17 protein-coding genes and 1 other RNA gene are annotated in these 23533 nt (G+C 56.3%); 9 read left to right on the top strand and 9 right to left on the bottom strand.

Going from position 1 to position 23533, the window contains the following annotated elements; translation table 11 throughout:
• Window positions 1-108 precede the first annotated feature (108 nt).
• The 7 genes from HQ912_RS05080 to HQ912_RS05050 all read left to right on the top strand — a co-directional run bounded on the left by HQ912_RS05080 (window position 109) and on the right by HQ912_RS05050 (window position 8241).
• The gene (locus tag HQ912_RS05080; RefSeq protein ID WP_107321857.1) at window positions 109-933 is read left to right on the top strand and encodes a (Fe-S)-binding protein; all 825 of its coding nucleotides are present in this window, start codon (window positions 109-111) and stop codon (window positions 931-933) included.
• Window positions 930-2387: a LutB/LldF family L-lactate oxidation iron-sulfur protein gene (locus HQ912_RS05075; protein ID WP_047229077.1), complete on the top strand. Its 1458-nt coding sequence runs from the start codon at window positions 930-932 to the stop codon at window positions 2385-2387. Before HQ912_RS05080 ends, HQ912_RS05075 begins: the two co-directional genes overlap by 4 nt.
• Entirely contained in the window at window positions 2384-3055 is a 672-nt protein-coding gene (locus HQ912_RS05070; RefSeq protein ID WP_076383522.1) for a lactate utilization protein C, read from the top strand. The genes HQ912_RS05075 and HQ912_RS05070 overlap by 4 nt, the downstream gene beginning before the upstream one ends.
• Window positions 3052-5919 carry an FAD-binding and (Fe-S)-binding domain-containing protein gene (locus tag HQ912_RS05065; protein WP_173406547.1) on the top strand — a complete coding sequence of 956 codons (2868 nt, stop codon included), beginning with the start codon at window positions 3052-3054 and terminating at the stop codon, window positions 5917-5919. Before HQ912_RS05070 ends, HQ912_RS05065 begins: the two co-directional genes overlap by 4 nt.
• Window positions 5920-6016: 97 nt before the next feature.
• Window positions 6017-6304 carry a hypothetical protein gene (locus tag HQ912_RS05060; protein WP_047229080.1) on the top strand — a complete coding sequence of 96 codons (288 nt, stop codon included), beginning with the start codon at window positions 6017-6019 and terminating at the stop codon, window positions 6302-6304.
• 99 nt (window positions 6305-6403) lie between these two features.
• Window positions 6404-6797: a transfer-messenger RNA gene (gene ssrA / locus HQ912_RS05055) on the top strand.
• A 187-nt stretch (window positions 6798-6984) separates the two neighbouring features.
• A complete protein-coding gene (locus HQ912_RS05050) occupies window positions 6985-8241 on the top strand; it encodes an integrase domain-containing protein (RefSeq protein ID WP_173406546.1) in 1257 nt (418 codons plus the stop codon).
• 146 nt (window positions 8242-8387) lie between these two features.
• On the opposite strand, the gene HQ912_RS05045 is transcribed toward HQ912_RS05050, so the two are convergent.
• Genes HQ912_RS05045 through HQ912_RS05030 form a run of 4 tightly spaced genes read right to left on the bottom strand, consistent with a single transcriptional unit; the run spans window position 8388 to window position 11364 of the window.
• Window positions 8388-8657 carry a hypothetical protein gene (locus HQ912_RS05045; RefSeq protein WP_173406545.1) on the bottom strand — a complete coding sequence of 90 codons (270 nt, stop codon included), beginning with the start codon at window positions 8655-8657 and terminating at the stop codon, window positions 8388-8390.
• Complete coding sequence (locus HQ912_RS05040; RefSeq protein ID WP_173406544.1) at window positions 8654-9634, bottom strand: integrase domain-containing protein; 981 nt, start codon at window positions 9632-9634, stop codon at window positions 8654-8656. Before HQ912_RS05040 ends, HQ912_RS05045 begins: the two co-directional genes overlap by 4 nt.
• Complete coding sequence (locus HQ912_RS05035; protein WP_173406543.1) at window positions 9618-9971, bottom strand: hypothetical protein; 354 nt, start codon at window positions 9969-9971, stop codon at window positions 9618-9620. The genes HQ912_RS05040 and HQ912_RS05035 overlap by 17 nt, the downstream gene beginning before the upstream one ends.
• Window positions 9964-11364, bottom strand: a complete 1401-nt coding sequence (locus tag HQ912_RS05030; RefSeq protein WP_173406542.1) for a YfjI family protein — start codon at window positions 11362-11364, stop codon at window positions 9964-9966. Before HQ912_RS05030 ends, HQ912_RS05035 begins: the two co-directional genes overlap by 8 nt.
• Window positions 11365-12554: 1190 nt before the next feature.
• On the opposite strand from HQ912_RS05030, the gene HQ912_RS05025 reads away from it, so the two are divergent.
• Both HQ912_RS05025 and HQ912_RS05020 read left to right on the top strand, forming a co-directional pair.
• Window positions 12555-13340 (top strand): phage Gp37/Gp68 family protein, encoded by a 786-nt coding sequence (locus HQ912_RS05025; protein WP_173406541.1) that lies wholly within the window; start codon window positions 12555-12557, stop codon window positions 13338-13340.
• Window positions 13341-13368: 28 nt separating this feature from the next.
• Complete coding sequence (locus HQ912_RS05020) at window positions 13369-14595, top strand: three-Cys-motif partner protein TcmP (RefSeq protein ID WP_173406540.1); 1227 nt, start codon at window positions 13369-13371, stop codon at window positions 14593-14595.
• Window positions 14596-15015: 420 nt separating this feature from the next.
• On the opposite strand, the gene HQ912_RS05015 is transcribed toward HQ912_RS05020, so the two are convergent.
• From HQ912_RS05015 to HQ912_RS04995, 5 genes are all read right to left on the bottom strand, one after another.
• Window positions 15016-16206, bottom strand: a complete 1191-nt coding sequence (locus HQ912_RS05015) for a GIY-YIG nuclease family protein (RefSeq protein ID WP_173406539.1) — start codon at window positions 16204-16206, stop codon at window positions 15016-15018.
• On the bottom strand, window positions 16199-18214 hold the full coding sequence (locus tag HQ912_RS05010; protein ID WP_260990064.1) for a DEAD/DEAH box helicase: 2016 nt from the start codon (window positions 18212-18214) through the stop codon (window positions 16199-16201). Before HQ912_RS05010 ends, HQ912_RS05015 begins: the two co-directional genes overlap by 8 nt.
• Before the next feature lie 95 nt (window positions 18215-18309).
• Window positions 18310-19371 (bottom strand): YhcG family protein, encoded by a 1062-nt coding sequence (locus tag HQ912_RS05005; RefSeq protein ID WP_173406537.1) that lies wholly within the window; start codon window positions 19369-19371, stop codon window positions 18310-18312.
• Window positions 19368-22160, bottom strand: a complete 2793-nt coding sequence (locus HQ912_RS05000) for a class I SAM-dependent DNA methyltransferase (RefSeq protein ID WP_173406536.1) — start codon at window positions 22158-22160, stop codon at window positions 19368-19370. Before HQ912_RS05000 ends, HQ912_RS05005 begins: the two co-directional genes overlap by 4 nt.
• A gap of 731 nt (window positions 22161-22891) precedes the next feature.
• Entirely contained in the window at window positions 22892-23506 is a 615-nt protein-coding gene (locus HQ912_RS04995) for a helix-turn-helix transcriptional regulator (protein ID WP_173406535.1), read from the bottom strand.
• Window positions 23507-23533: the final 27 nt, after the last annotated feature.

The raw sequence follows: 23533 nt of genomic DNA, 5'->3' as shown, positions 1-23533 counted from the left end.
TCGGCGTCTGCTATTGATAACCGGGTCTGCAAGGCTGCTGAAAGATTCCTTATCTATATTCAGCAGCCTCAGCGGACGGATAACCGGGACCACCCGGAGACACGCCTGATGAGCGAGCTTTTTTACAACGCCGTGCCGAATGCGACCCGTGTCGCCCCGCCATTGCCCGAGCCTCGGCAGTACCCCAGCAACAAGCCCGAACGGGTTTACCTGTTCGGAACCTGCGTGGTGGACCTGTTCTATCCCGAAGCCGGGATGGATGCGATTCATCTTCTGGAACGCGAAGGGATCCGGGTGGACTACCCGCAAGGGCAGACCTGTTGCGGGCAACCGGCATACACCTCCGGTTACACCGAGCAGGCCCGGACGGTAGCGCGGGCGCAATTGGCGTTGTTTGCCGGAGATTATCCGGTGGTGGTGCCGTCGGGCTCCTGTGCCGGCATGCTGCGCGAGCATTATGCCGACCTGTTCAAGGACGAGCCCGATACGCTCAAACAGGTCCAGGCCCTGGCGGCCAGAACCTATGAATTGGCCGAGTTTCTGCTGTTTGTCTGCAAGGTGCAGTTGAACGACAGTGGCGAACCGGTGAAGGTCGCGCTGCACACCTCCTGCTCGGCACGACGGGAAATGAACACCCACCTGCATGGCCGCGCCTTGCTGGCGCAGCTGGACAACGTGGAGCGCGTCGAACACAGCCATGAAAGTGAATGCTGTGGGTTTGGTGGGACGTTCAGCGTTCGCATGCCGGATATTTCCGGCGCGATGGTGGCCGACAAAACCCGCGCGCTGAAGGAATCCGGCGCGCACCAGGTCGTCAGTGCCGACTGCGGTTGCCTGATGAATATCAATGGCGCCCTGGAGAAACAGCAGCAAGCATTACGGGGGCAGCACCTGGCGAGCTTCCTCTGGCAGCGCACCGGGGGTGTCGTATGAGCACACCGACGCTGATTCCGACCGTTGAGGTGCAGGAAGATTTTCGCGCCAGGGCCCACAAGGCACTGGACGACACGCAACTGCGAAACAACTTTCGCACAGCGATGGATTCACTGATGACCAAGCGGGCAGCGTCCTTCAGCGATGCCCACGAAAGAGAACATCTGCGAGTGCTGGGCAATGCCGTCCGCGCTCGTGCGTTATCGAAGTTGCCCGACCTGCTCGAGCAGCTTGAAACCAACCTGACCCGCAACGGTGTGAAAGTACACTGGGCGGAAACGGTGGACGAAGCCAATGGCATCGTCCTCTCGATCATCCGCGCTCACGAGGCGCGGCAAGTGATCAAGGGCAAATCGATGGTCAGCGAAGAGATGGAGATGAACCATTTCCTCGAGGGTCGGGACATCGAATGTCTCGAGTCCGACATGGGGGAATACATCGTCCAGCTCGACCACGAGAAGCCTTCACACATCATTATGCCGGCGATCCACAAGAACGCCGGTCAGGTCGCGTCCTTGTTCCACGACAAACTTGGCGTGGAGTACACCAAGGACGTTGACCAACTCATTCAGATCGGTCGCAAGGTCTTGCGGCAGAAATTCTTCGAGGCTGACATCGGCGTATCCGGCGTCAACTTCGCCGTGGCCGAAACCGGCACGTTGCTGCTGGTGGAAAACGAAGGCAACGGGCGGATGTCCACCACCGTGCCACCGGTTCACATTGCCGTGACCGGCATCGAAAAAGTCGTGGAGAACCTGCGGGACGTGGTGCCGCTGCTCTCGCTGCTGACCCGCTCGGCCCTCGGCCAGCCGATCACCACCTACGTCAACATGATCTCCGGCCCACGCAAGGCCGACGAACTGGACGGCCCCCAGCAAGTGCACCTGGTCCTGCTGGACAACGGGCGCAGCCAGGCATTTGCCGACAGCGAACTGCGCCAGACCCTGAACTGCATTCGTTGCGGCGCCTGCATGAATCATTGCCCGGTCTACACCCGCATCGGTGGTCATGCCTATGGCGAGGTTTACCCGGGGCCTATCGGAAAAATCATCACGCCGCACATGGTGGGCCTGGCCAAAGTGCCGGACCACCCAAGCGCCTCTTCTCTGTGCGGTGCCTGCGGCGAAGTGTGCCCGGTGAAGATTCCAATTCCGGCGCTGTTGCGGCGCCTGCGCGAAGAAAACGTCAAGGCACCGGACAGTCCAAACCCGGTGATGCGTGGCCAGGGCAGTAAGTATTCGCCCAAGGAGCGCTTCATCTGGAATGCCTGGGCCCGACTCAACAGTTCGCCGCGCCTGTATCGGCTGTTCGCTTTCCTCGCCACGCGCCTGCGCGCCCTGACGCCCGACAACGTCGGCCCATGGACGCAGAACCACAGCGCCCCCAAACCCGCCGCCCGCTCATTGCATGACCTGGCCCGCGAACACCTGAACCAGCAGGGAGACCGTCGATGAGCGCCAAGGACAATATCCTCGCCAAACTGCGTAAAAGCCTGACCGGCACCACACCAGTGGCCGACAACTTCGATGTCGACCTGGTGACGAAAACCTATCGCTACGCCCCCGAGGAGCGCATCGCTCAACTGCGCAAACTGATGGAAGCGGTGCACACCGAGATCCATCTGACGTCTGGCGAAGGTTGGCCGGCGCTGCTGGCGCAGTTGCTGCGCGACCGTCAATTACCCAGCCTGCTCATCGCCCCGACGACGCCTCACGGGCAAAAAATCACACAGTTCTGGGCGAACAATCCCGAGCTGCCAACGCTCAAGGCCTACGACCGGCCTGTCGAGCAATGGAAAGCCGAACTGTTCAACGACACCCCCGCCAGCCTGACCGGGACCCTGGGTGCCATCGCGGCAACCGGCAGCCTGATTCTCTGGCCGACGCGGGAAGAACCGCGGTTGATGAGCCTGGTTCCGCCGGTGCATTTTGCTTTGCTCAAGGCCAGCGAAATCCGCGACAACTTCTATGAAGTGCAACAGGAATTCGCCTGGGCCCAAGGCATGCCCACCAACGCGCTGCTAGTCTCGGGTCCCTCCAAGACGGCCGACATCGAACAGGTGCTGGCCTATGGCGCCCATGGTCCGAAGGATCTGGTGGTTCTGATTCTGGAGGACCAATGACGCTTCCGGCCCCTTTCCTGCGCGACGTACAGCAGCTGATCCCGCAAAAGCGCCGTTTCGACGACCCGCTGTCGACCTTGGCCTTCGGCACCGACGCCAGTTTCTATCGGCTGATTCCGAAACTGGTGGTACGCGTCGAATCCGAAGATGAAGTGATCGCCCTGCTGAAACTGGCCCAGCGCGACCAGGTCCCAGTCACCTTCCGCGCCGCCGGCACCAGCCTGTCCGGGCAAGCCATCAGCGACTCGGTACTGATCGTGCTGGGGGATAACTGGAACGCTCGCGAAATTCGCGGCGAGGGCATGCAGATCCGCTTGCAGCCCGGCGTGATCGGCGCCCAGGCCAATGCCTGGCTGGCACCGTTCGGCCGCAAGATCGGCCCCGATCCGGCATCGATCAACGCCTGCAAGATCGGCGGCATCGTCGCCAACAATGCCAGCGGCATGTGCTGCGGCACCGCGCAAAACACCTATCACACCCTCGCCGGCATCCGCCTGGTACTGGCCGATGGCACCCGTCTGGACACTGAAGATGAAACCAGCGTGGCGACCTTTCGTACAAGCCATGGCGAACTGCTGGAACGTCTGGCAACCCTTGGCCGCGAGACCCGCGCCAACACCGAACTGGCGGCTCGAATTCGCCACAAATACCGTCTGAAAAATACCACCGGCCTGTCGCTCAATGCCTTGGTGGATTACGACGAGCCTGTGGATATCTTGAGCCACCTGTTGGTGGGTTCCGAAGGCACGCTCGGCTTCATCAGCGCGGTGACCTACAACACCGTCATCGATCACCCGAACAAAGCCTCGGCGCTGATCGTCTTCCCGGACGTGGAAACCTGCTGCAATGCAGTCACGGTGTTGAAAAGCCAGCCGGTATCGGCGGTGGAGCTGCTGGACCGGCGCAGCTTGCGTTCGGTGCAGGACAAACCGGGCATGCCGGATTTCGTACAGCATCTGTCGACAAATGCCTGCGCCCTGCTGATTGAATCCCGCGCGGCTTCGTCATCTTTGCTGCAGGAGCAACTGGCCCGGATCATGGCATCGCTGGCCGGTTTCCCTGTGGAAAAACAGGTCGACTTCACCGAAGACCCGCGAGAAAACGCGCGACTCTGGGCCATCCGCAAAGACACTTTCCCAGCAGTGGGCGCGGTACGCAAAACCGGGACCACGGTGATCATCGAAGACGTGACCTTCCCGGTCGAGCAACTGGCCCTTGGCGTGAACCGCCTGATCGAGTTGTTCGACAAACATCACTACGACGAGGCGATTCTTTTCGGACACGCCCTGGAAGGCAATCTGCATTTTGTCTTCACCCAAGGCTTCAATAACGCCGAAGAAGTTGCGCGCTATCAAGCGTTCATGGATGACGTGGCGCAGTTGGTGGCGGTGGAGTTCGGCGGTTCGTTGAAGGCCGAACACGGCACCGGCCGCAACATGGCGCCATTCGTCGAGCTGGAGTGGGGCAGCGACGCCTACCAGTTGATGTGGCAACTCAAACGCCTGCTCGACCCTAACGGCATCCTCAACCCGGACGTGGTGCTCAGCGAAGATCCACAAATCCACCTCAAGCACCTCAAGCCGCTGCCGGCGGCCGACGAGATAGTGGACAAGTGCATCGAGTGCGGCTTCTGCGAGCCGGTCTGTCCGTCCAAAGACCTGACCTTGAGCCCGCGCCAACGCATCGTGATCTGGCGGGACATCCAGGCGAAAAAGCGCGCAGGCATCGACACTTCAGCGCTGGAAACGGCCTACCAATACCACGGCATCGACACCTGCGCCGCCACCGGGTTATGCGCACAACGTTGCCCGGTCGGCATCAACACCGGCGAGCTGGTGAAAAAACTCCGTAGCCGCAGCGCAACACGTACGAAAACCGCCGATTGGCTGGCAAGCAATTTCGCCATCGCCCTGCAAGGCGCACGCTTTACCCTGCACGTCGCCAACGGTGCCCGAATGCTGCTGGGCGCGCCGCGACTGGCCCGCCTGTCAGCCGGCCTGACCCGGCTGTCGAAGGGTCAGGTTCCCCAGTGGGACAACGCCATACCGCAGCCGGAAAAAGCCATCCGCTTCAGCCCTGCCGTCTGCGACGAACGCCCGCGCGTGGTCTATCTGGCCGCGTGTGTGTCGCGCGCCATGGCGCCGGCAGCGGGTGACAAAGAACAGATGTCGCTGTACGAAAAAACCCAACGACTGCTGGAAAAAGCCGGTTATCAGGTGGTCTTTCCAGACAACGTGGACAGCCTGTGCTGCGGCCAGCCTTTCGCATCCAAAGGCTACGCGGAACAGGCCGAGCACAAACGCCAGGAGTTGATCGGCGCCTTGCTCCACGCCAGCCGTGGCGGGATCGACCCGATCTACTGCGACACCAGCCCTTGCACGCTGCGTCTGGTCCAGGACCTGGGAAATGTTCGACTGGACCTGTACGACCCGGTGCGCTTCATTCGTACGCACTTGATGGACCGTCTCGAATTCACCCCGCAGGATGCACCGATTGCCGTACACGTCACGTGCAGTACCCAACACTTGGGCGAGAGCCAGGCACTGATCGACCTGGCGCGCAAATGCAGCAAGCAAGTCGTGATCCCCGAAGGCATCCACTGCTGTGGTTTTGCCGGAGACAAAGGCTTCACCACACCCGAGCTCAACGCCCACTCACTGCGAACCCTCAAGGATGCGGTGCAGTATTGCAGCGAAGGCGTCTCCACCAGCCGCACCTGCGAGATCGGTCTGACGCGCCATGGCGAAATCGACTACCACGGCCTGGTGTATCTGGTGGATCGCGTCACCCGGCCCAAATTCGCCGACGCTGAGGGGCTCCCCATCGCACCCGAAGAAAAATCGAATTCCTGCGTTTCGCTGTAGTCACTTGAATAGGCCCGACGCCGTCGGGCCCTTTATTGACTCGGGCCTGGCCACGTCCATCCGCCAGCACCGAGACCATACGTTCAAGGAGATCCACATGAAGCACACCGCATTTGCTGGCTTGTTCATTTCCGCGGCACTGTTGGCCTCTCCGGTGTTCGCAGATAACCAGGCAGACCTTTGCCAGATCAATCTGCAGAAAATCAAAGACGCCCAGGTCAGCACCGAGCAGATGAGCGAAGGCATGAAAACCGAAATTGACGCCACCGTCGGACAAGCCACGGCGGAACAGGCCAAAGGCACCGAGGAAGGCACCAAGAACTGCATCTCGCTGACCACTCAGGCCATTCAGAAATTGCAGAACAACACCAAAGGCGATCAGTAGTAACCTCGCGTCAGGCCAACCTTCGGGTTGGCCTCAGCCGCGTATTGGCGTACACTGCACAGGCTTGTCGCTCCAGCTGATTCACGGAGCTACAGGCTCGGGGCCGTTTAGGATTCGACGCCGGTTGCGAAACTTTAGGTGCATGCCGAGTTGGTAACAGAACTCGTAAATCCACTGTTGCAACTTCCTATAGTTGCCAATGACGAAACCTACGGGGAATACGCTCTCGCTGCGTAAGCAGCCTTAGCCCTTCCCTTCTGGTACCTTCGGGTCCAGCAATCACCAGGGGATGTCCGTAAACCCAAAGTGATTGTCATATAGAACGGAATCGCCGTGCAGTACGTTGTGGACGAATCGGCTAAAACTTACACAACTCGCCCAAAGCACCCTGCCCGTCGGGTCGCTGAGGGTTAACTTAATAGACACGGCTAAGCATGTAGTACCGACAGCGGAGTACTGGCGGACGGGGGTTCAAATCCCCCCGGCTCCACCATTTCATCATCTAAAGACGTCCATGGACGTCTTTTTTTGTGCCTGAAATCCAGTAAATGCGGGGGTTTCAGGGCTATTGGGGGCTTTCGAGGTTTTTTGAGTTCCAGGCGATTTGGTATTCCCAATGGTATTCCCGGCTACCCGGCGCTAATCTTGGGAATACCAAAAAGTGTCATGGAGTACTTCTCATGTGCGCTCAAACCACCCGCCTCTCCGACCGCCAGCTCAAGGCGGTCAAACCGAAAGACAAGGATTACGTCCTCACGGATGGCGACGGGCTCCAGCTGCGAGTCAGGGTCAATCGCTCGATGCAGTGGAATTTCAACTACCGACATCCCGTAACCAAGAACCGAATCAACATGGCACTCGGATCCTATCCCGAGGTTTCTCTTGCGCAAGCCAGGAAGAAAACCGTTGAGGCCAGAGAGCTGCTTGCACAGGGCATCGACCCAAAAGCTCAACGCAATGAGCTGCTGGAAGCCAAACGGGCGGAAACGGAACACACGTTCGAGAATGTGGCCACAGCCTGGTTCGAATTGAAGAAGGATTCCGTCACGCCCGCGTATGCCGAAGACATCTGGCGATCGCTCACACTGCATGTATTTCCAAGCATGAAATCAACGCCGCTATCGGAAGTGAACGCCCCGATGGTCATCAAGCTGCTTCGCCCGATTGAGGCCAAAGGCAGCCTCGAGACGGTTAAGCGAGTGAGCCAGCGCCTTAACGAGATCATGACCTACGGCGTCAACTCCGGAATGATCTTTGCCAACCCTCTCAGCGGCATTCGAGCGGTGTTCAAGAAACCCAAGAAAGAGAATATGGCCGCGCTACCTCCTGATGAGCTACCGGAGCTCATGATGGAAATCGCGAACGCCAGCATTAAGCGGACGACCCGCTGCCTGATCGAATGGCAACTTCATACCATGACACGCCCTGCCGAGGCGGCCACCACTCGATGGGCAGACATCGACTTCGACAAACGCATCTGGACCATCCCTCCGGAGCGAATGAAAAAGCGTCGTCCGCACACAGTCCCGCTGACCGAACATGCACTCTCGTTATTGGAGACGCTTAAGCCCCATAGCGGCCACAGGGAATATGTGTTCCCGTCAGATAGAAATCCGCGCACCCACGCGAATAGCCAGACAGCCAACATGGCATTAAAACGAATGGGCTTTCAGGACCGCTTAGTCAGCCACGGCATGCGCTCCATGGCCAGCACAATTCTGAATGAGCATGGATGGGATCCGGAGCTAATCGAAGTCGCGCTGGCGCATGTCGATAAAGACGAAGTTCGAAGCGCCTACAACCGGGCGGATTACATCGAACGCCGGCGTCCGATGATGGCCTGGTGGAGTGAACATATCCAGAAGGCAGCCACCGGCAGCCTGTCGGCATCCGCCATCAATCAAACCAGGGATCGTAACGTCGTGCCGATACGCTGAGCAGGCGACAATTCGTGCCGTGCAGCAGGGCGACTGAAGTGGCGACTGTCGCTAAATCAGCCGCATGCCTGCGCTTCTTCGGCCAAGCCCCTAAGTATGGGAAGGCTCCGCATTCCCATACTTAGGGGCTCACGCTTAAAGATCTATCAGACAACCACGAGTTGCGCCTTTCTGCGGCGGATCAGCTCTGCTGTTAACTCATAGTAATAGATGGTCGCTGGTGCTGAGCAACGCAGGTAGTGCTCTAAAAACCATCTGGTGTGCTTTTCCTTCCAGGACCAAGGGGTCGCACAACTCCAGCGCTCACGAATCGCCTCGTGCATCCTTTCTGCCTGCCTGATATGCCGCTGCCGCGTGGCATGCGCACCTTTGAGCACGGGGTTCAGAAACAACGCCATATCGAACTCGGACTTCATCGACGACCTCCGATGTAGGCACTCACCACGTCGATGCGGTTATGCCCTAACTCGTGGCTGATCTGCTGACGTGCACGCTGATCGAGTGCTCGATCCTCTCGTTGACCACGACCGCCATTGATGGGCGCGGAGAAGCCGGTCAGTTGTTCATAGCGCTCACAGGCGTAAGCCGCCCGGAGTTCATGAAAGCCTTTCAATCCACGCTCATGCATGATTTCCCGCGCCGGTCGTACGATTGTCTGTAAGAAATCTTTGTAGCTTTCATCAGGTGTTAACAGATTCCGACTGCCCTTGGGTGAGGCCTCGCTGGCCATGTCGAGGGCGCCACGAACTTGATCCGTGACCGCAATCCAACGCGGTGCCGATGCGCCTGATCGACCGCCTTTGGTGCCGTCCTGGATATTGATCTTGCCCAGTTGCCGAGCTTCACGTTGCAGCCGGGGCAAGTCCGCCAAGATCGCTTCACGCAGGCGCATGCCGGTCTCCCGAGCGAGGAGCACGATGGCACTCACCCTCAGTTGCTGTCGCTCTGACAGCGCTTGCGCAATCAGCCTGACCTGCACACGGTCTTGGCCTTGTGGCGCCTCACTACGTACGCCTGAGCGCTGCAAGCCAAGCGCCTTGCTCGGACTCGGGATTTTGACGTATTGATCACCGCGCAGCGCAGCCATCGTTCGGTTCACGCTGGACAGTCGGTTCTGCGCGGTGGCGATGCCGACATAGCCCTGATCAACCTGCCCCCGCACGTGGGCGGCGTACCGCATTAGGACTTCGCGGTCGATCTGTCGCGCATCATTGAGCCTCGGCCCTTCCTCGGATAGACACCAACGCACGAACGCCTGCCAGCGATCACTATGGGCTTTGACGGTAGTAAAATGACCGTCGCCAAACAGGTCTTTCAGTGCTTGCGGTCCAGCATAGCTAAGCTGGCGACCGAAACCGAAATTGCGCCCCGCTCGCTTACCGACCCGAGCCATTTTTCTGTTCCTGATCGACTGCCGCGAGATCATGCAAAAGGGCTCGCCAGTGCGCACTTACAATCGCGAACTGAGCCCAATCAGTCGGGCGAAAACACAGCGTGTTGTCGGTGACGTAAAGATGCGCACCCTGCTCTTTCAACCATTGAATAATGGCTGTCGTAGAGGCGATAGCTTTATGGGTGGTGGCGACACTGGCGACAGCGGCGACAACCCTTGTCCTGCCTGGTTTTGAGCATGGCGACAAAGTGGCGACAGTTGCGGCGACAAATCGCGCTTTGGGCTCCTTTTGACGCTGAGCCAGATGGTTGCGCAGCGCTTCATCAAGATTAAACATGGCGCACCTCGAAGGTGTGGCCATCGGTGATCAACCACTGATGATCAATCAACTCGACCAGCAGCTTGGCGGCATGACGACTGCTCTTGCGGGCAAAGCGGGGACCGTTGCGATTCAATTCACGAATACTGAAACGCTTCCAATCTTTGACCTGTAGCCATCGCAGCAGCCGGTCTGCCTCCTCTTTTACTCGACACACTGGCTCCTGCTCAGTCAGGCGCTGGATCTCGGTGAGGTAGTAGCCGACTAAAGCGGAGGCACGTTGGATATGGTCGACCTCCACGACGCTGCTCTCCTCCACAACTGCAAGAATGCCGGCGACGCGCAGCAGGTTATCGGCGGCCTTTGATCCGCTGGGCCGTACGCTGGCCAGCTCGCCAAACTCCCCCAGCTGAGCTTCGATAGCATCATGCAAATCAATCCAGCGACGACGCGCCAGCGGACTGAGGCTCAGCTTTGACAGTTGCAAGGCTCCGCCAGCGGAAAGTGACCAAGGCTGATAAAACAGAGCCGAAAGACGGTGGTGATATCGAATTAGGGCGGGGTCTTTGGACAAGTCGACAGACTGGTAACTGCGTTGTCCGGCCAGGCTGGTGGGCCAGGTGATGAGGCAGCGACCGAGAATGCCTTGCCCCTGCAGCAATGGGTCACTGAGTAACTGCATGGCTAGATACGGTTGCAGCATCAGGTGCAGGCTTAAGCGTCGATCGTAAGCTCGCAAGCTTTCACCCGCCATAGACCGCGCGCGATCTATCGGACTGCCGTCCCAGAGTGACGACAAGGTCGTAACCGCTTTCAAACGGTTATCTCGACTCATGGTGCTGCTGCCGAGGAATTGTCCCCCTTCATCGCAGAACAACCCCATACTCGGCAGGTCATGGCAGAGCCCTTTGATCAGAGCTTCAATAGTTGGGTCCGTGGTAATCAGCCTCGGTGCAGAGGGCTCCGCTTCGAGCGGTACACCGTTCGCGGAGTCGGGATCGGCAGGGTTGATACGCTGCATCTGGCGCTGTGCGGCGCGGTACCGGGCAAGCTGTTCGCGGTAGCGCTGCCACTGCTCACGCTCCCATTGGCGTGCTGGCAGCAATGCAGATCGGTCTGCCGCCGTTTTACGATCCCCCGAAGCTGCCACCGTGATCAGGTACAGCGAGAGGGGATAATTTCTCCCGTCGAGCTGTAGGCCGGCATGACCTTGGGTAGCCAGCGCCGAGGCAGCCAACACCGATTGTGCAGCCAATGCCTGGGGCACGCCAATGACCTCGGCCATGCGCACCACTGCAGGCCCAAGAATCCCACCCAGTGCCTGCACCGGATAAGGCTGGGCCACGGGATTCGAGTCAATCAACGGTCGAGGTGGTCGTGGTAGTTCAAGCTTCGGATCTAACTGCTGCATGGCCCTCTCCTCGTTCATTGCTGGTTGTCCTCACGTAGTCCCGCCACGGTTGTTGAGTGTTATCAGGGATCAAGGCCCCTGCGGCCTGTGAGGCGCTCACTGACGCGGAACGAACGGCTCCTTACAACCGGGAGCGATGGCATAACCCCATGAATCTGGCCTCCTTAGTCGCATCCGAAGATGCGGGCGGGTGGAGGCTGTGCCGACTGACGAGTTCGGCACCTGGAGATCCTGGGTGGGAGAAAGCAAAGACCTGGACACCTGGTGCATGCCTGACTGTCAGTCAGGTGCAGCCCTTCCGTAGGCTGCGGCCCCGGTGTCTGTGTCGTTGCGGATGGCGACGAATCGGATTTGTCAGGCCGATTGTCACGAGGAGAGTTGCGGCAATGCCATGCACGACGTGGCTTGCAGCAGTGGTACGAGCGCCCGTCTCTTTCCAAAAGAAAGAGACGGGCGAGGTCTGGCGCAGCGACGTGTGCCGAAAAGGTGAGGTTGCTGCAGTGCAGCGAGGTCGGTCCATTGTCTGCCGCAGTGGGCAGATTGGTAGAGTAGGCATCCATCACTCTTGAGGAGTGGCCGTGCGAGCCGCCGGACGCTAATCGCACTTGGGGAAGAACCACCACGCAAGTGGCGTAGCCTTAAAGGTTCTGGCTACCTGGGCTGGTGCTGTCAACGACAGCGGTCCGTACGCCAATTTTTATACCCACTCGAAAAGGCGGTCAAGGGTCACGGCCAACACGCTCAAAAAGTGGCGACTGTCGCCACTTTTGTCGCCATGTCCCAGGCCACGTTCTACGTGGGTTGTCGCCGGCGTCGCCGCTGTCGCCCCCCCTATATCCATGCTCAACGAAAAGATTCGCACACACACTTAATGGCACTGCGTTCAAAGGGAATCGCGGAGTAATTACTGACGGGTGAAAGCAGGCGTGGCGTTAATCAAATATGAAAATGGAATGGTGGAACGCGGCGGCTTCGAGAAAAAACGAGTGAACCCTCCGATCAGCGCGATCAAAGATCGCTTGATCGGAGGGTTTGGCGGGAAAAGCAAAGCCTCAAATGTCAACTAGGCGCGCCAGCTTAGCCGCACGACTGCCCTTACGGGCAGGAATTCATTATGATGGCCATCGAACTCTGCTCACTCGGAGACAAATGCGCCAGCCAGGAACGCAAACGAGGAGCTAGGAAGGGATATGGCAGAGACACAGATCGAGTGGACGGACTCTACTTGGAATCCAGTAGCTGGCTGCTCCATCATTAGCGCCGGGTGCAAAAACTGCTATGCCATGGAGATGGCACGTCGCCTCGAGGCCATGGGCACTCCAAAGTACGTTGGGCTGACCCGCAAGAAGAATAAGCGCATCGTCTGGAACGGCTCAATTGTCGAAGATCGCGACGCTTTGGCCATCCCGTATCGATGGAAGAAGCCGAGAAAAGTGTTCGTGAACTCCATGAGCGATCTTTTCCATGAGAAGGTCAGTGACGAGTTCATCGTTGCAGTCTGGAAAGTGATGCGGGAGACGCCACATCACAACTACCAGATCTTGACCAAGCGTCCTAAGCGCATGAGGCAGATCCTCAACGAAGTCATCGCTGAGGTACTTCCGAACGTATGGTTGGGCACCTCCATTGAAGATGCTGACGCGGCTAAGCGAGTCCTATATTTGAAAGAAACTCCGGCCCAGATTCGGTTCATTTCCTTCGAGCCCCTCATTGGCCCTGTGGGCAGTATCGATCTTTCGGAAATCGACTGGGCAATAGTCGGCGGTGAAAGCGGAAACAAAGCGCGTCCAATCGAAGAGAGTTGGATCGATGAAATTTATACTCAGTGCCTAGAAAGCGGGACAGCATTTTTCTTTAAACAGTGGGGGACATGGGGTAAAGACAATGTTCGCCGCTCTAAAAAAGCCAACGGTAGAGAATATCGTGGCAAGACTTGGGATGAAATGCCTATTAAATTGGTAGGCATGGCCCAATAGATCGACCGTCGCCTGACAAGGAAAATCCATGGCTGAGAAGAAGTACGCTTGGGAGGAAGGCGCAACCCTAGCTGAGCACTCAAGGAAGAAGCATCAGATTCTTCGCGAATATTTTTATAACTATGTAAAAATTCGTTGCACATCACCACTTGTCAGGAAATTTCGTTTGGCGGTGGTCGATGGATTCAGTGGCGCGGGTCGCTACAATTGCGGCGCCGCTGGCTCTCCTATTATTTTTGTAGAGGAACTGAACCGCGCAATAACTGACATCAATCTACGTCGAGCGATGAACAATATGCCGCTGGTTGATATCGAATGCAGCCTTATCCTAAACGACGCAGACAAAAACGTCATAGAACTATTGAAGGTCAACCTGGCCCCTACACTCACACATACCAAGCTCAACAACAACCACCTAAAAATAACCACACACTACTTTAGCAACTTCTTCGAAGAAGTTTACCCAACAATAAAGTCTTTAATTCGCTCCGAACGACATAAAAGCATAATTTTCAATCTTGACCAATGTGGTCATAGCCATGTTCGAACTGAGACCCTGATTGACATGATGGGCCTAAATGAGTCCGTTGAGGTATTCTATACGTTCGTCATTACTGCTTTGCTGGCGTTCTTGGAGCAAAATAATCCGAAAGCTCTGGCAGCACAGCTGTCTTATCTGCAACTTACCGAGCAAGATTTTGAGGCTCTGGTCAAGCAAGCCTCGAAGCGAGAGTGGCTCGGAATTGCTGAACGGATAGTTTTCGACACCTTTCAGAAATGTGCAAAATTTGTCAGCCCCTTTTCGATAAACAATCCGGATGGCTGGCGATATTGGTTAATACATCTTGCTAACTCCCATAGGGCCAGACAGGTATACAACGACATCCTGCATCAGAATAGCGAGACACAGGCACACTATGGTAGGTCGGGACTTAATATGCTAGCCCATGACCCGAATGAAAATAAGACGCTCTACCTCTTTGATGCATCGGCCAGAGACCAAGCAAAAGATGAGCTTCATGAGGACATCCCGCGCTTCATTTGCGATTCTGGCCAGCCGCTTTCTGTAAAAAGCTTCTATGAAATGATCTACAACCACACCCCGGCTCATAGTGATGACATCAATTCCGCGATAATCGGAAGCAATGAATTACTGGTAAAAACCTCCACTGGCGGCACTAGGCGAAAATCAAGCCAAATCAACACTATGGATTATATTGAATTCAAAAAGCAGAGAAGCTTCATGTTTAAGTAGTTAGCAAATCAAGGCGTGTCGCTGTGAAATTAATGTCACCCGTGTATAGGCCGCTCCCGCAATGACGCGATGTGTCTACACGACTGTGACCCCAGTCAGACGCGCGATATCGTAGAAAATTAATCCGAAAAGATCGCAGTAGGGATGGCAGTTGCCTGCCCCCCGTATAGATCCGTACGTGCGGAACTACCGCATACCATCCCGAATAGCCAGCGCGTTGTACGCATTCGCGTCTTGACCGTCAGCCGCAGCATTTGATATCACCACCTCTGTTGGTACTGAAACAAGGCGGGAATGCCCGGACGAATACGGGACTATCACTCACTGGCGGCGACTCTCAACCCAAAGGAAACGTAGTTAAACGCCCTGTTTCCCAGTTCGGGAACAGACAGGTTTGTTCCCGAAGCTGACTGTTGAGCTTTAACTGACCAGACGAGCTGTTTGCGGGTCGTACGTAAAATTGGTAATCGATCCATCACGAATGCGCTCAACCGCTTCATCGATCACATGCAGCGGCACTAGGAACCACTCCCTAGGTTTGACCGGATGGCCGAAGCGGTCTTCGATGGTTAGGTCCAGCTGCACCGCACCGAACAGGCGATGGAAGATGTTTTCCAGCCTGGTCCGGTTCAGGTTGTGCAGCTTGTAAGTAGCGACCACCTCCACATCTGCCAGCAGGTAAGTGGCATCTTTATCCGCCGCGGCGATGCGGGTTTCTACTTTTCCACCGGTCACGCCGATCTTATGGATCAGCTCGCGATGCTTAGCTACGAATGGGTGACTAGACTGGCTGCGCAGTACATAGATAGTGCCAGCCTCGATGTCGTCCGGCTCGGTTATGTCGCTGAACAGTGGGCCGGAATCTACCTTGACGATCCGAGACCCTGCACGCCCATCACTGTCTTTGTAGAGCGCACGCTGCAAGGATCGTAATAGCAGATCGCTTTCTGTTTCATTGGAGTAGATGACGCGCAACCGCCCATTCGTCTCCGCATTCGGCGTCTTGTAGGTATCTCCTACCTCGGCGACATAGGCAATGAGTCCGCTCAGAATGAAGAAGTCCCCGGCCTCGATGCTGGCGTTCTTTCCAAAGGGCTTGGTTACCCATAGTTTTCGTTTGAGGCCTGCATCCACCTCATCAAACAGTGGCTTAAATCTCTCAAAGTCTTTACATGGGTTCCGTGCGGCAATCTCTTCTGCCGCCTTTATTGCCGCACTGGAACGCACATGCCGCAGCACGGTGATGTCGTCTTGGTGGACCGACTCACTGCCGATGCCCAGTTCGGCGAGCAAGGCGTCCTCATCTAGGTCATCCACATTTACCGTGGCTACCGCGGCACCTGACAGTAAGCCGTGGCTATCCAATTCTGCCAGTAGGGTTTGTGCCTCGGGTAACTTTCTCAACTGATCCAGGCGCACGGCGTACAAGCGCTCGAAGATGTCGCGGTCTTCGCCATGCAGGGGGGCGCGGCCATGGGTCTGATGGAAGCGCTGAATGTCCTCGAAGCCAGCGATGATGCGCTCTTCACGAGGGGTTCGAGTGGCTGTCTTAAGCGAGGGCACTTCTACCCCTAGCGCATTTAGCAGGTCGTCATCATTCATTTTAGCCATTGGCGGATTCCCCCTGCGCCGCTTTGGCTTGGGCGCGATAACGTGCGAACGCAACCACGCCTTCAGCCATTCGTTTCTCCCAGGAATCTGCGGAGTTGATTTCTGGCAGCCGGCCACGCTCGTTTTTGAACTGCAGGGCGCGCATTGCCAAGTCTCGTGCTTCGCTTTCAGGAATACTCACCTTCTTGGCTGCAATGCTGGCCTGCACCTGGCGTAGGGATTTTTCATCCATCGCCTTAGCCAGCACCGCATAGGCGGCTTCAAAAGGGTTGATGCGGTCGATCAGATCAATGTCTAGCTCGCGCACGTTGACGAATTTGCGCACGCCTTCCAGCAGAGACGTACTGCCTGGTAAGGCGCCACTCTCGTTGGCATCGGTCTGAGCCAACATCAATTTGGCCTGTTGGGTAATGTTCATGGCCGCGATAGCATGCTGACGGATTGCTTCCTGGTCGACGTCGCTCAAGTCGGGGTAACGCTCGCGCACGATCTTGCCCATGCGCAGTTGGGTCAGCTCTTCGGGCAAGGTGTTTTCCTTGTCGAATAGGCCGCGTTCCAGCACGGTTTTGTCCTGCAGGAAGCTGGTTACCACTTCGTTCAAATCTTCTATGCAGATGCGCGAGGCTTCTGTGCTTTGCGGCGTGGTCAGACCGTTGATTTCGACATGGTACTGGCCTGTGGCTTCATTCACGCCCAGATTGGCGCCACCTGATTGATAGCCCTCCCCACCGTTGTAAATGAAACCGTCTTTCGGCCCGGTATCTTTCGGACTGAACTCATAGCGTGGGGCGAGCACCTGCTCCATCAGCAGGCTGGCGGAAATGGCCTTAAGCATATCATTCACTGCTTCGGCTACAGCCGCTTGGTCGGCCATAGGCTCAGCGATCAGGTTGGTGAAGCGCGAGCGCTCCTTGCCCTCGGCATCACGCGTGGCGCGGCCAATGATTTGTACAATTTCGGTCAGGCTCGAACGGTAGCCGATGGTCAGCGCATGCTCGCACCAGATCCAGTCGAAGCCTTCCTTCGCCATGCCCAGTGCGATGATCACATCCACGTTGTCGCGGTTGTTCTTCTGCGCAGGGTCTTTTAGTGCGCTGAGCACTTTGGAGCGCCTGGACGCGTCGCTGTCATCCACCAGGTCGGCCACTTTCAGTGTGCGACCATCTTTGGTTTTGATGAGGTGGAAGCCGGTAACTGGGTCGACGCCCTGCCAATCACCCAGCGAACTCATGATCTCGTTGACCTCGCGCTCCTTGTCTTTGAGGCTTTCACGCGCAGCAGGATGAGGAATATGTACGATGGTTTTCAGCACTGGGTCCAGCACCCTGGCGACAGCATCCACATACTTGCCCGTGTAGAAGAAGTAGCCGATGTCCAGCGACTTGAGCCAGCGGTAGCCGTTGAGCTGTTCGTAGTAGGTGTAAGTCACCGTCTCAAACCTGCTTTCTTCCGCCGGTACCAGCACGGCTTCGCTGTCACCACGAAAATAAGAGCCCGTCATGGCGACCAAATGTATTTTATCGCGACTGATAAACGCACTTAGCTGGCCACCCAACTTGTTGTCCGGGTTAGCAGAAACGTGGTGGAACTCGTCGATGGCGATCACGCGGTTGTCGAAAGCTTCGATATCCAACTCTTCCACAGCAAAACGGAAGGTGGCATGGGTGCAGACCAATATTTTGTCGGGGCTATTCAGGAAAGCACGTACGGCCTCGACCTTGGACTTGGCCACTCGCGGCTCGTCAATGCCAGGTGCATTGCATAGGTTCCACTGCGGAGCTACTTGCCAGTCCCAGTAAAAACCAAACTTGCTCAGCGGCTCATCGGCGAAACTACCGCCAATGGAGCGCTCTGGCACGACGACAATTACCTGTTGCAAGCCCTGGTTATGCAGCTTATCCAGCGCGATAAACATCAGGGCGCGGGACTTACCTGATGCTGGGGGCGACTTGATCAGCAAGTACTGTTCACCGCGCTTGGCATAGGCACGCTCCTGCATGGTACGCATGCCCAACTCGTTAGCCTTGCTGGATGCTCCAGTGTGCGCTGTAGCAATGGATACCGACGGCACCGTATAGCTGTTGGTCGGGTTGGTAGTGTTAATCACTGTGATTCATCCTCCATGAGGGTGCCGTCGCCCGCTAGTTCACGTTCAATTTGTTCAATGCTGGGCAAGCTGGTTTGCAATTCGGCAGGCAGAGATTCGAGCAATTTGTATTCGGCAATGCCCATGGGCTGGGTCTTATCGCCCAACGCATATTCGGCCACGATCTTGTTTTTGCTCTTGCAGAGCAAAAGGCCGATGGTGGGGCTGTCGTGTTCACCTTTGACCTGGCGATCCACGGCCGTCATATAAAACCCAAGCTGCCCTAGGTGCTCGGGCTTGAACTTGCCGGTCTTGAGCTCGATCACCACATAGCAACGCAGCTTGAGGTGGTAGAAGAGCAAGTCGATGAAGAACTCGTCGCCACCTACATCCAGCAGTACCTGCCGCCCGACAAATGCAAAGCCTGCGCCCAGTTCCAACAGAAACTCGGTAACGTGTTTTACCAGTGCGTGTTCGATCTCTCGCTCCTGCGCCTCATCGCGCAAACCGAGGAAATCAAAGCGATACGGATCTTTCAGAGACTCGCGGGCCAGGTCGGACTGCGCCTTGGGCATGCTGACATCGAAGTTAGTGACCGCCGTACCACTGCGCTCCAGCAGGCGAGTTTCGATATGGATGTTCAGCACATTGCGTGACCAGCCGTGTGCAATTGCGCTTTGAGCATAGGCTAGGCGCTGTTGTGGATCCTTCAGTCGGGTCAACAGCACCAAATTATGCCCCCAGGGCAATTGTCCAACAGCCTGTTGGACAATTGCGGCATCTTGCCAGGCCTCGGCGAAAGCACGCATATACATCAGGTTGGCGCGGGAAAATCCCTTCATATCAGGAAAGGCGGTGCGCAGGTCATGCGCCAGCCGCTCGATCACCTTGGCCCCCCAGCCTTGTTGTGCCTGGCGGGTCAAAATATCATTTCCGATCTGCCAGTACAGCTGCACTAGTTCGCGGTTCACAGCTAGCGTGGCGCGCTGCTGGGCGCTGTGGATGCGGCTTTTGAGGTCGGCCAACCACTCGCCGTAGCCCTCGGGTGGGGTTGTCAGGCTGGCAGGTGTGTCGCTCATGCCATTTTCCCTCGTGTCTTTTTCGGTATGGCCTTCGCTGTATCTGCTGTCATCTTAGTGTAGAGGTCAAATAGCTTTTCCAGCCGTTCGGTGTCGTTTCTAAAACGGCGACCGATATAGATACGCTCCAGTACTTCGTCGTTGCGCTCGTGGGCTCGGCGCAAGTTGTCCGGCATGTTGTCCGGGTCGTATAGGTCGGCAATGGTGGCGGGGAAATGCGCTTCTCGCGCCAGCAGAATGCCCTCGGCACAGGCGGTCAGGTCGGCCTTGTTTTGCTCCGTGAGCAGCGGCACAGGAAAGGTGTTCCAACCAAGCGTATTAGAGTAACGGTAATCCGTTTTAATTTTGCCGCAGACCGTAGCTATCCAGACAAGATGTAGGCGTGAGGCAAGCAGGGCCAAGCAAACCTGTGAGACATCGTAAATTGCAAAAGCAGCATTGGAGACTATCGCCCCCTTCGGCAGCAAGCCAACAGGAAGATACTGGCGAGATTCGCTGGAATGAATGGGGACAACAATGGACTCATTGCCAGGCGAACCCTGTATCTGCCGAAACCTGTGCGGATATTTGCTTGATGGGCGGGTTTCCTTTGCCTTGCTCGACAATCGAAATTCCCTGACTTGCTCAAATCTAGCGCGCAGACTCGCGAGTTGATTTGCCTGCTCCACTTCAGAATCATCAACCCACAGGCACGTGCGCGACTTCCCGCTGATGAACTCCACCGAGCCGTAAAACGGGCGCAAGTAGGGTAATGCCTCCGGCTCAGCTCTTATCAAATCGCGAGCTTCATCCTTGGTCATCAAAAGATGGCCACCGTCAACGGGCTTATTACCCCAAAACATCACGGGAAGATCAAATAAAGGTTTCGATTCAGCGTCAACGTATATATCTGGGCCAGCGACAAGATAAGCATTTACATTAGGGACAACTTTTTGGCTTACCTCTCCAGAATTTTGTGTTGAAAACAGACGAATCGTTTTTTCTTCGGAGTTTGACAAACCAATAATCGCCACGGTAACACCAGCGTTATTTGCGGCCAAATTATTCCATTTAAATGATGTATGAGCAAAAAATATTCGTGCTCCATCTCTAAGAATCATGGGCCAAAACATCGAAACAAGTTGCCCTTGGCAAATTGAATTCGTTGACACGAATGCAGCCTTGGCCGTCTGCCCACGCATGAATTCATTTGCCTTCCAGAACCAGGCCATCACATAATCAAACGATTTCCAGTATGTGGTCTTTCCATCAAAAAGACTCTTCAAATCATCCTTTTGCTTGTTCGTTTGAGAGCTCAATCCAGCATAGGGTGGATTCCCGCAGATGTAGGTCTCACCACCTTCGTTCTCGAAGTCGATTTCCGCCTGATTGAGCGGCGCGCCGAACAAGTCATCTGCCACCAGCTTTACGCCAGTCCCCGTGGGTGGGCACACACTTAGCCAATCCAATTGCAAAGCGTTGTGACAAACAATCCAGTTCTGCGCATCCAACGGCAGAAACTCGGCCAGCGCGTCCTTCTGCCCGCGATACAGTACATCGCACTGGAACTCGGCAATGATCAGCGCCAAGCGCGCAATCTCTGCTGGGAAGTCGCGCAGCTCGATACCTCGGAAGTTGGTTAGCGGGATCTCGCTGCCCAGATGTGGCTCTCCCCTACGGCGGTTAACTTCCGCCTCAATCTCGCGCATCTGCTTGTAGGCAATTACTAGAAAATTGCCTGAGCCACAGGCCGGGTCAAACACACGGATACGCGCCATGCGCTTGCGCAGGTTCAACAACTTGCGATCGTTATCACCTGCCTCATTCAACTGTGCACGCAGGTCATCCAGAAACAACGGGTTCAACACCTTCAGGATGTTGGGCACGCTCGTGTAGTGCATGCCCAATGCGCTGCGCTCTTCATCATCGGCCACGGCCTGAATCATGCTGCCGAAGATATCCGGGTTGATCTGTTTCCAGTTCAAATTGCCAGCGTGCATAAGGTAGGTGCGTGCCATGCGCGTGAAGCGTGGCACGTCAGTACTGCCAGAGAACAGACCGCCATTCACATAAGGGAAGCCCTTGATCCAGTTCGGCAAACGAGGTTCAGCATTGGCGCGCTCGGCAACCTTGATGTTCATAGAACGGAAGATCGCTTCCAACACCTCATGGGTATCAGAGCCGTCGCGCTCGCTCATTTGCTCCACAGTCTGGGTGAACAAACCCTCGCCATCGAAGATGTCGGTGTCTTCGGCGAAAAAACAGAAGATCAGGCGTGCCATAAAATGGTTCATATCATGGCGGCGTTCGGCCTTCGCCCAGTCTGGGTTTTCGCTCAGCAGCTCAACATACAGCTTGTTCAGACGGCCCGTCGCACGCACATCGATGGGATTGTCCTTGATCTCCTTGATGGTGGAGATGCCGGCCAAGGGCAAAAAGAAGCCGAAACGGTTGGGGAAGTCCGGATAAGCACAGGTGATGGTTTCGCCGCTGGCTAATTGTTCGGCCTCAAGAGTCTGACCATCGGTGGCGAGGATGAACTTGGCTTTGGATTTTGTGGTGGCCGGACTGGCACGCAATGCCTTGAGGGTTTCGCCTACGGTGCCGGCTTTGCATACGGCGATATGGATGTTACTGCGTAGTAGCACGCCACCGGGTACATCTGAAGTGTTATTGTTGCCTGCTCGCAAGCGCTTGAGAGCCGTATCCTTACTGCCAAAAGCGGCCAGGAAGGCGAACGGGAACTCCGCCGCGTCGAAGGGCTGGAGGGCCAGCTCCGATATTGCGGACTCAATTTCTACTGCATTCATGGTTTACCACTGTCCAGATCACTAATGAGCGAGTGCGGCGACTTTAGCCGTCAATTTTGTGGTTGTGGCTAGACCACTGAGAGCGTCTGCCTTCGTGCCGGCCACGGTTTGGTCATGATACCTCCGACTGCCCTCAAGCGAGGGGGGGATCGCATATGGCGACAACAGCGTTACTGGCAGCGGCGATGGCCACATTGCAGCTGGATCAGGATGCCCCTAGTTTAATGCAGGAGCCACCAGCAATGGCAGAAGAAAAGCTCTAGTCAATGTCGGCGGTGATTAGTAGGGGCCGGATGTTTTGTCTGAGAGCAGAACAAACCAGGAGATTGGTCCCGCCCACAGCCGTGTAGAGAGCGAGAACTCGACTTCTTTTACGCGCTTGAAGCGAGCCAGCCTTTGCCAGGGTGGTAGGCCGCACCGCTGCCCGGAAAACGTTGTCGACATTTGGTGACCCCTTGCTGGTCGCGGCTCGAGCGGCTCGATGCCAATCTTGGTTACGAAGCGTGCAGGCCAACTCCGATGCAATCTGTGATTAGATCGAATACAAAAAGAATTCGCACGGTATTCCAATTGGTATTCCAAGTAAGAAAATCAACCCGATATTAACTTTATGAATCAATAGCCTACCGAGCTGATTCAAATTACCCCGGCTCATTGTTTCGAACTCCGCAATTTGAATGAGCGCTGACGGCAAGCCCCTGCGCTTCGATATCCGGGGCGATAGCCCTGCGCTATGCGTTGCACGCTGAGGCCCTGACAATGGCCAGTGTTCTGGGGGTGGAACTGGTCTGTTCCTCGTATAACCCGGCATCGCACAAACGTCGCCAGGTCTGAGGTGTAACCCCGATCTGGCGGCGGAAGGTACGGATGAAATGGGATTGGTCACAGAATCCGTGGCTGTGGGCGATGTCGGTCAGCGAGGAGTCGGTCGTGAGCATGATCTGACGCGCAGATTCGATGCGACGACGTGCGACGTAGACCAGCGGCGTTACACCAAAGGTATTTTTGAAAGCATGCGAGAAGTAACTGACACTCAAGCTGAGAACAGCGGCCAACTGATTTGTGCGTATTGATGAGTCGAGGTTAGCGTCGATGTAGTCAACCACCCGTTTGGCTTGCCAACTGGATAGGCAGCCGTGGCGGCTTTTTAACTGACTATCGCTCTTTTGCAACATGACCAGGGCGCGGGTCAGGCATAGGCAGGCTGAGTCACGGTCAATGCTCAGGTGCGCTTGAGCATCTCTAAGCAATTGCATGACGCCGTCATAAGCCTCGTCGGAAATACAGCGCTGAGTCTGGCTGTCTACTGCAGTTGCCGGGGTAACGGCATGCAAGGTGGCACGCATGGCGGTGCTCCACTGTGGATCTTTATG

The organism is Pseudomonas sp. MPDS (assembly GCF_013283895.1).
GTDB lineage: Bacteria > Pseudomonadota > Gammaproteobacteria > Pseudomonadales > Pseudomonadaceae > Aquipseudomonas > Aquipseudomonas rhizophila.
The sequence above is the reverse complement of the archived record's forward strand: the minus strand, read 5'-3'. Positions and strand labels throughout refer to the sequence as shown.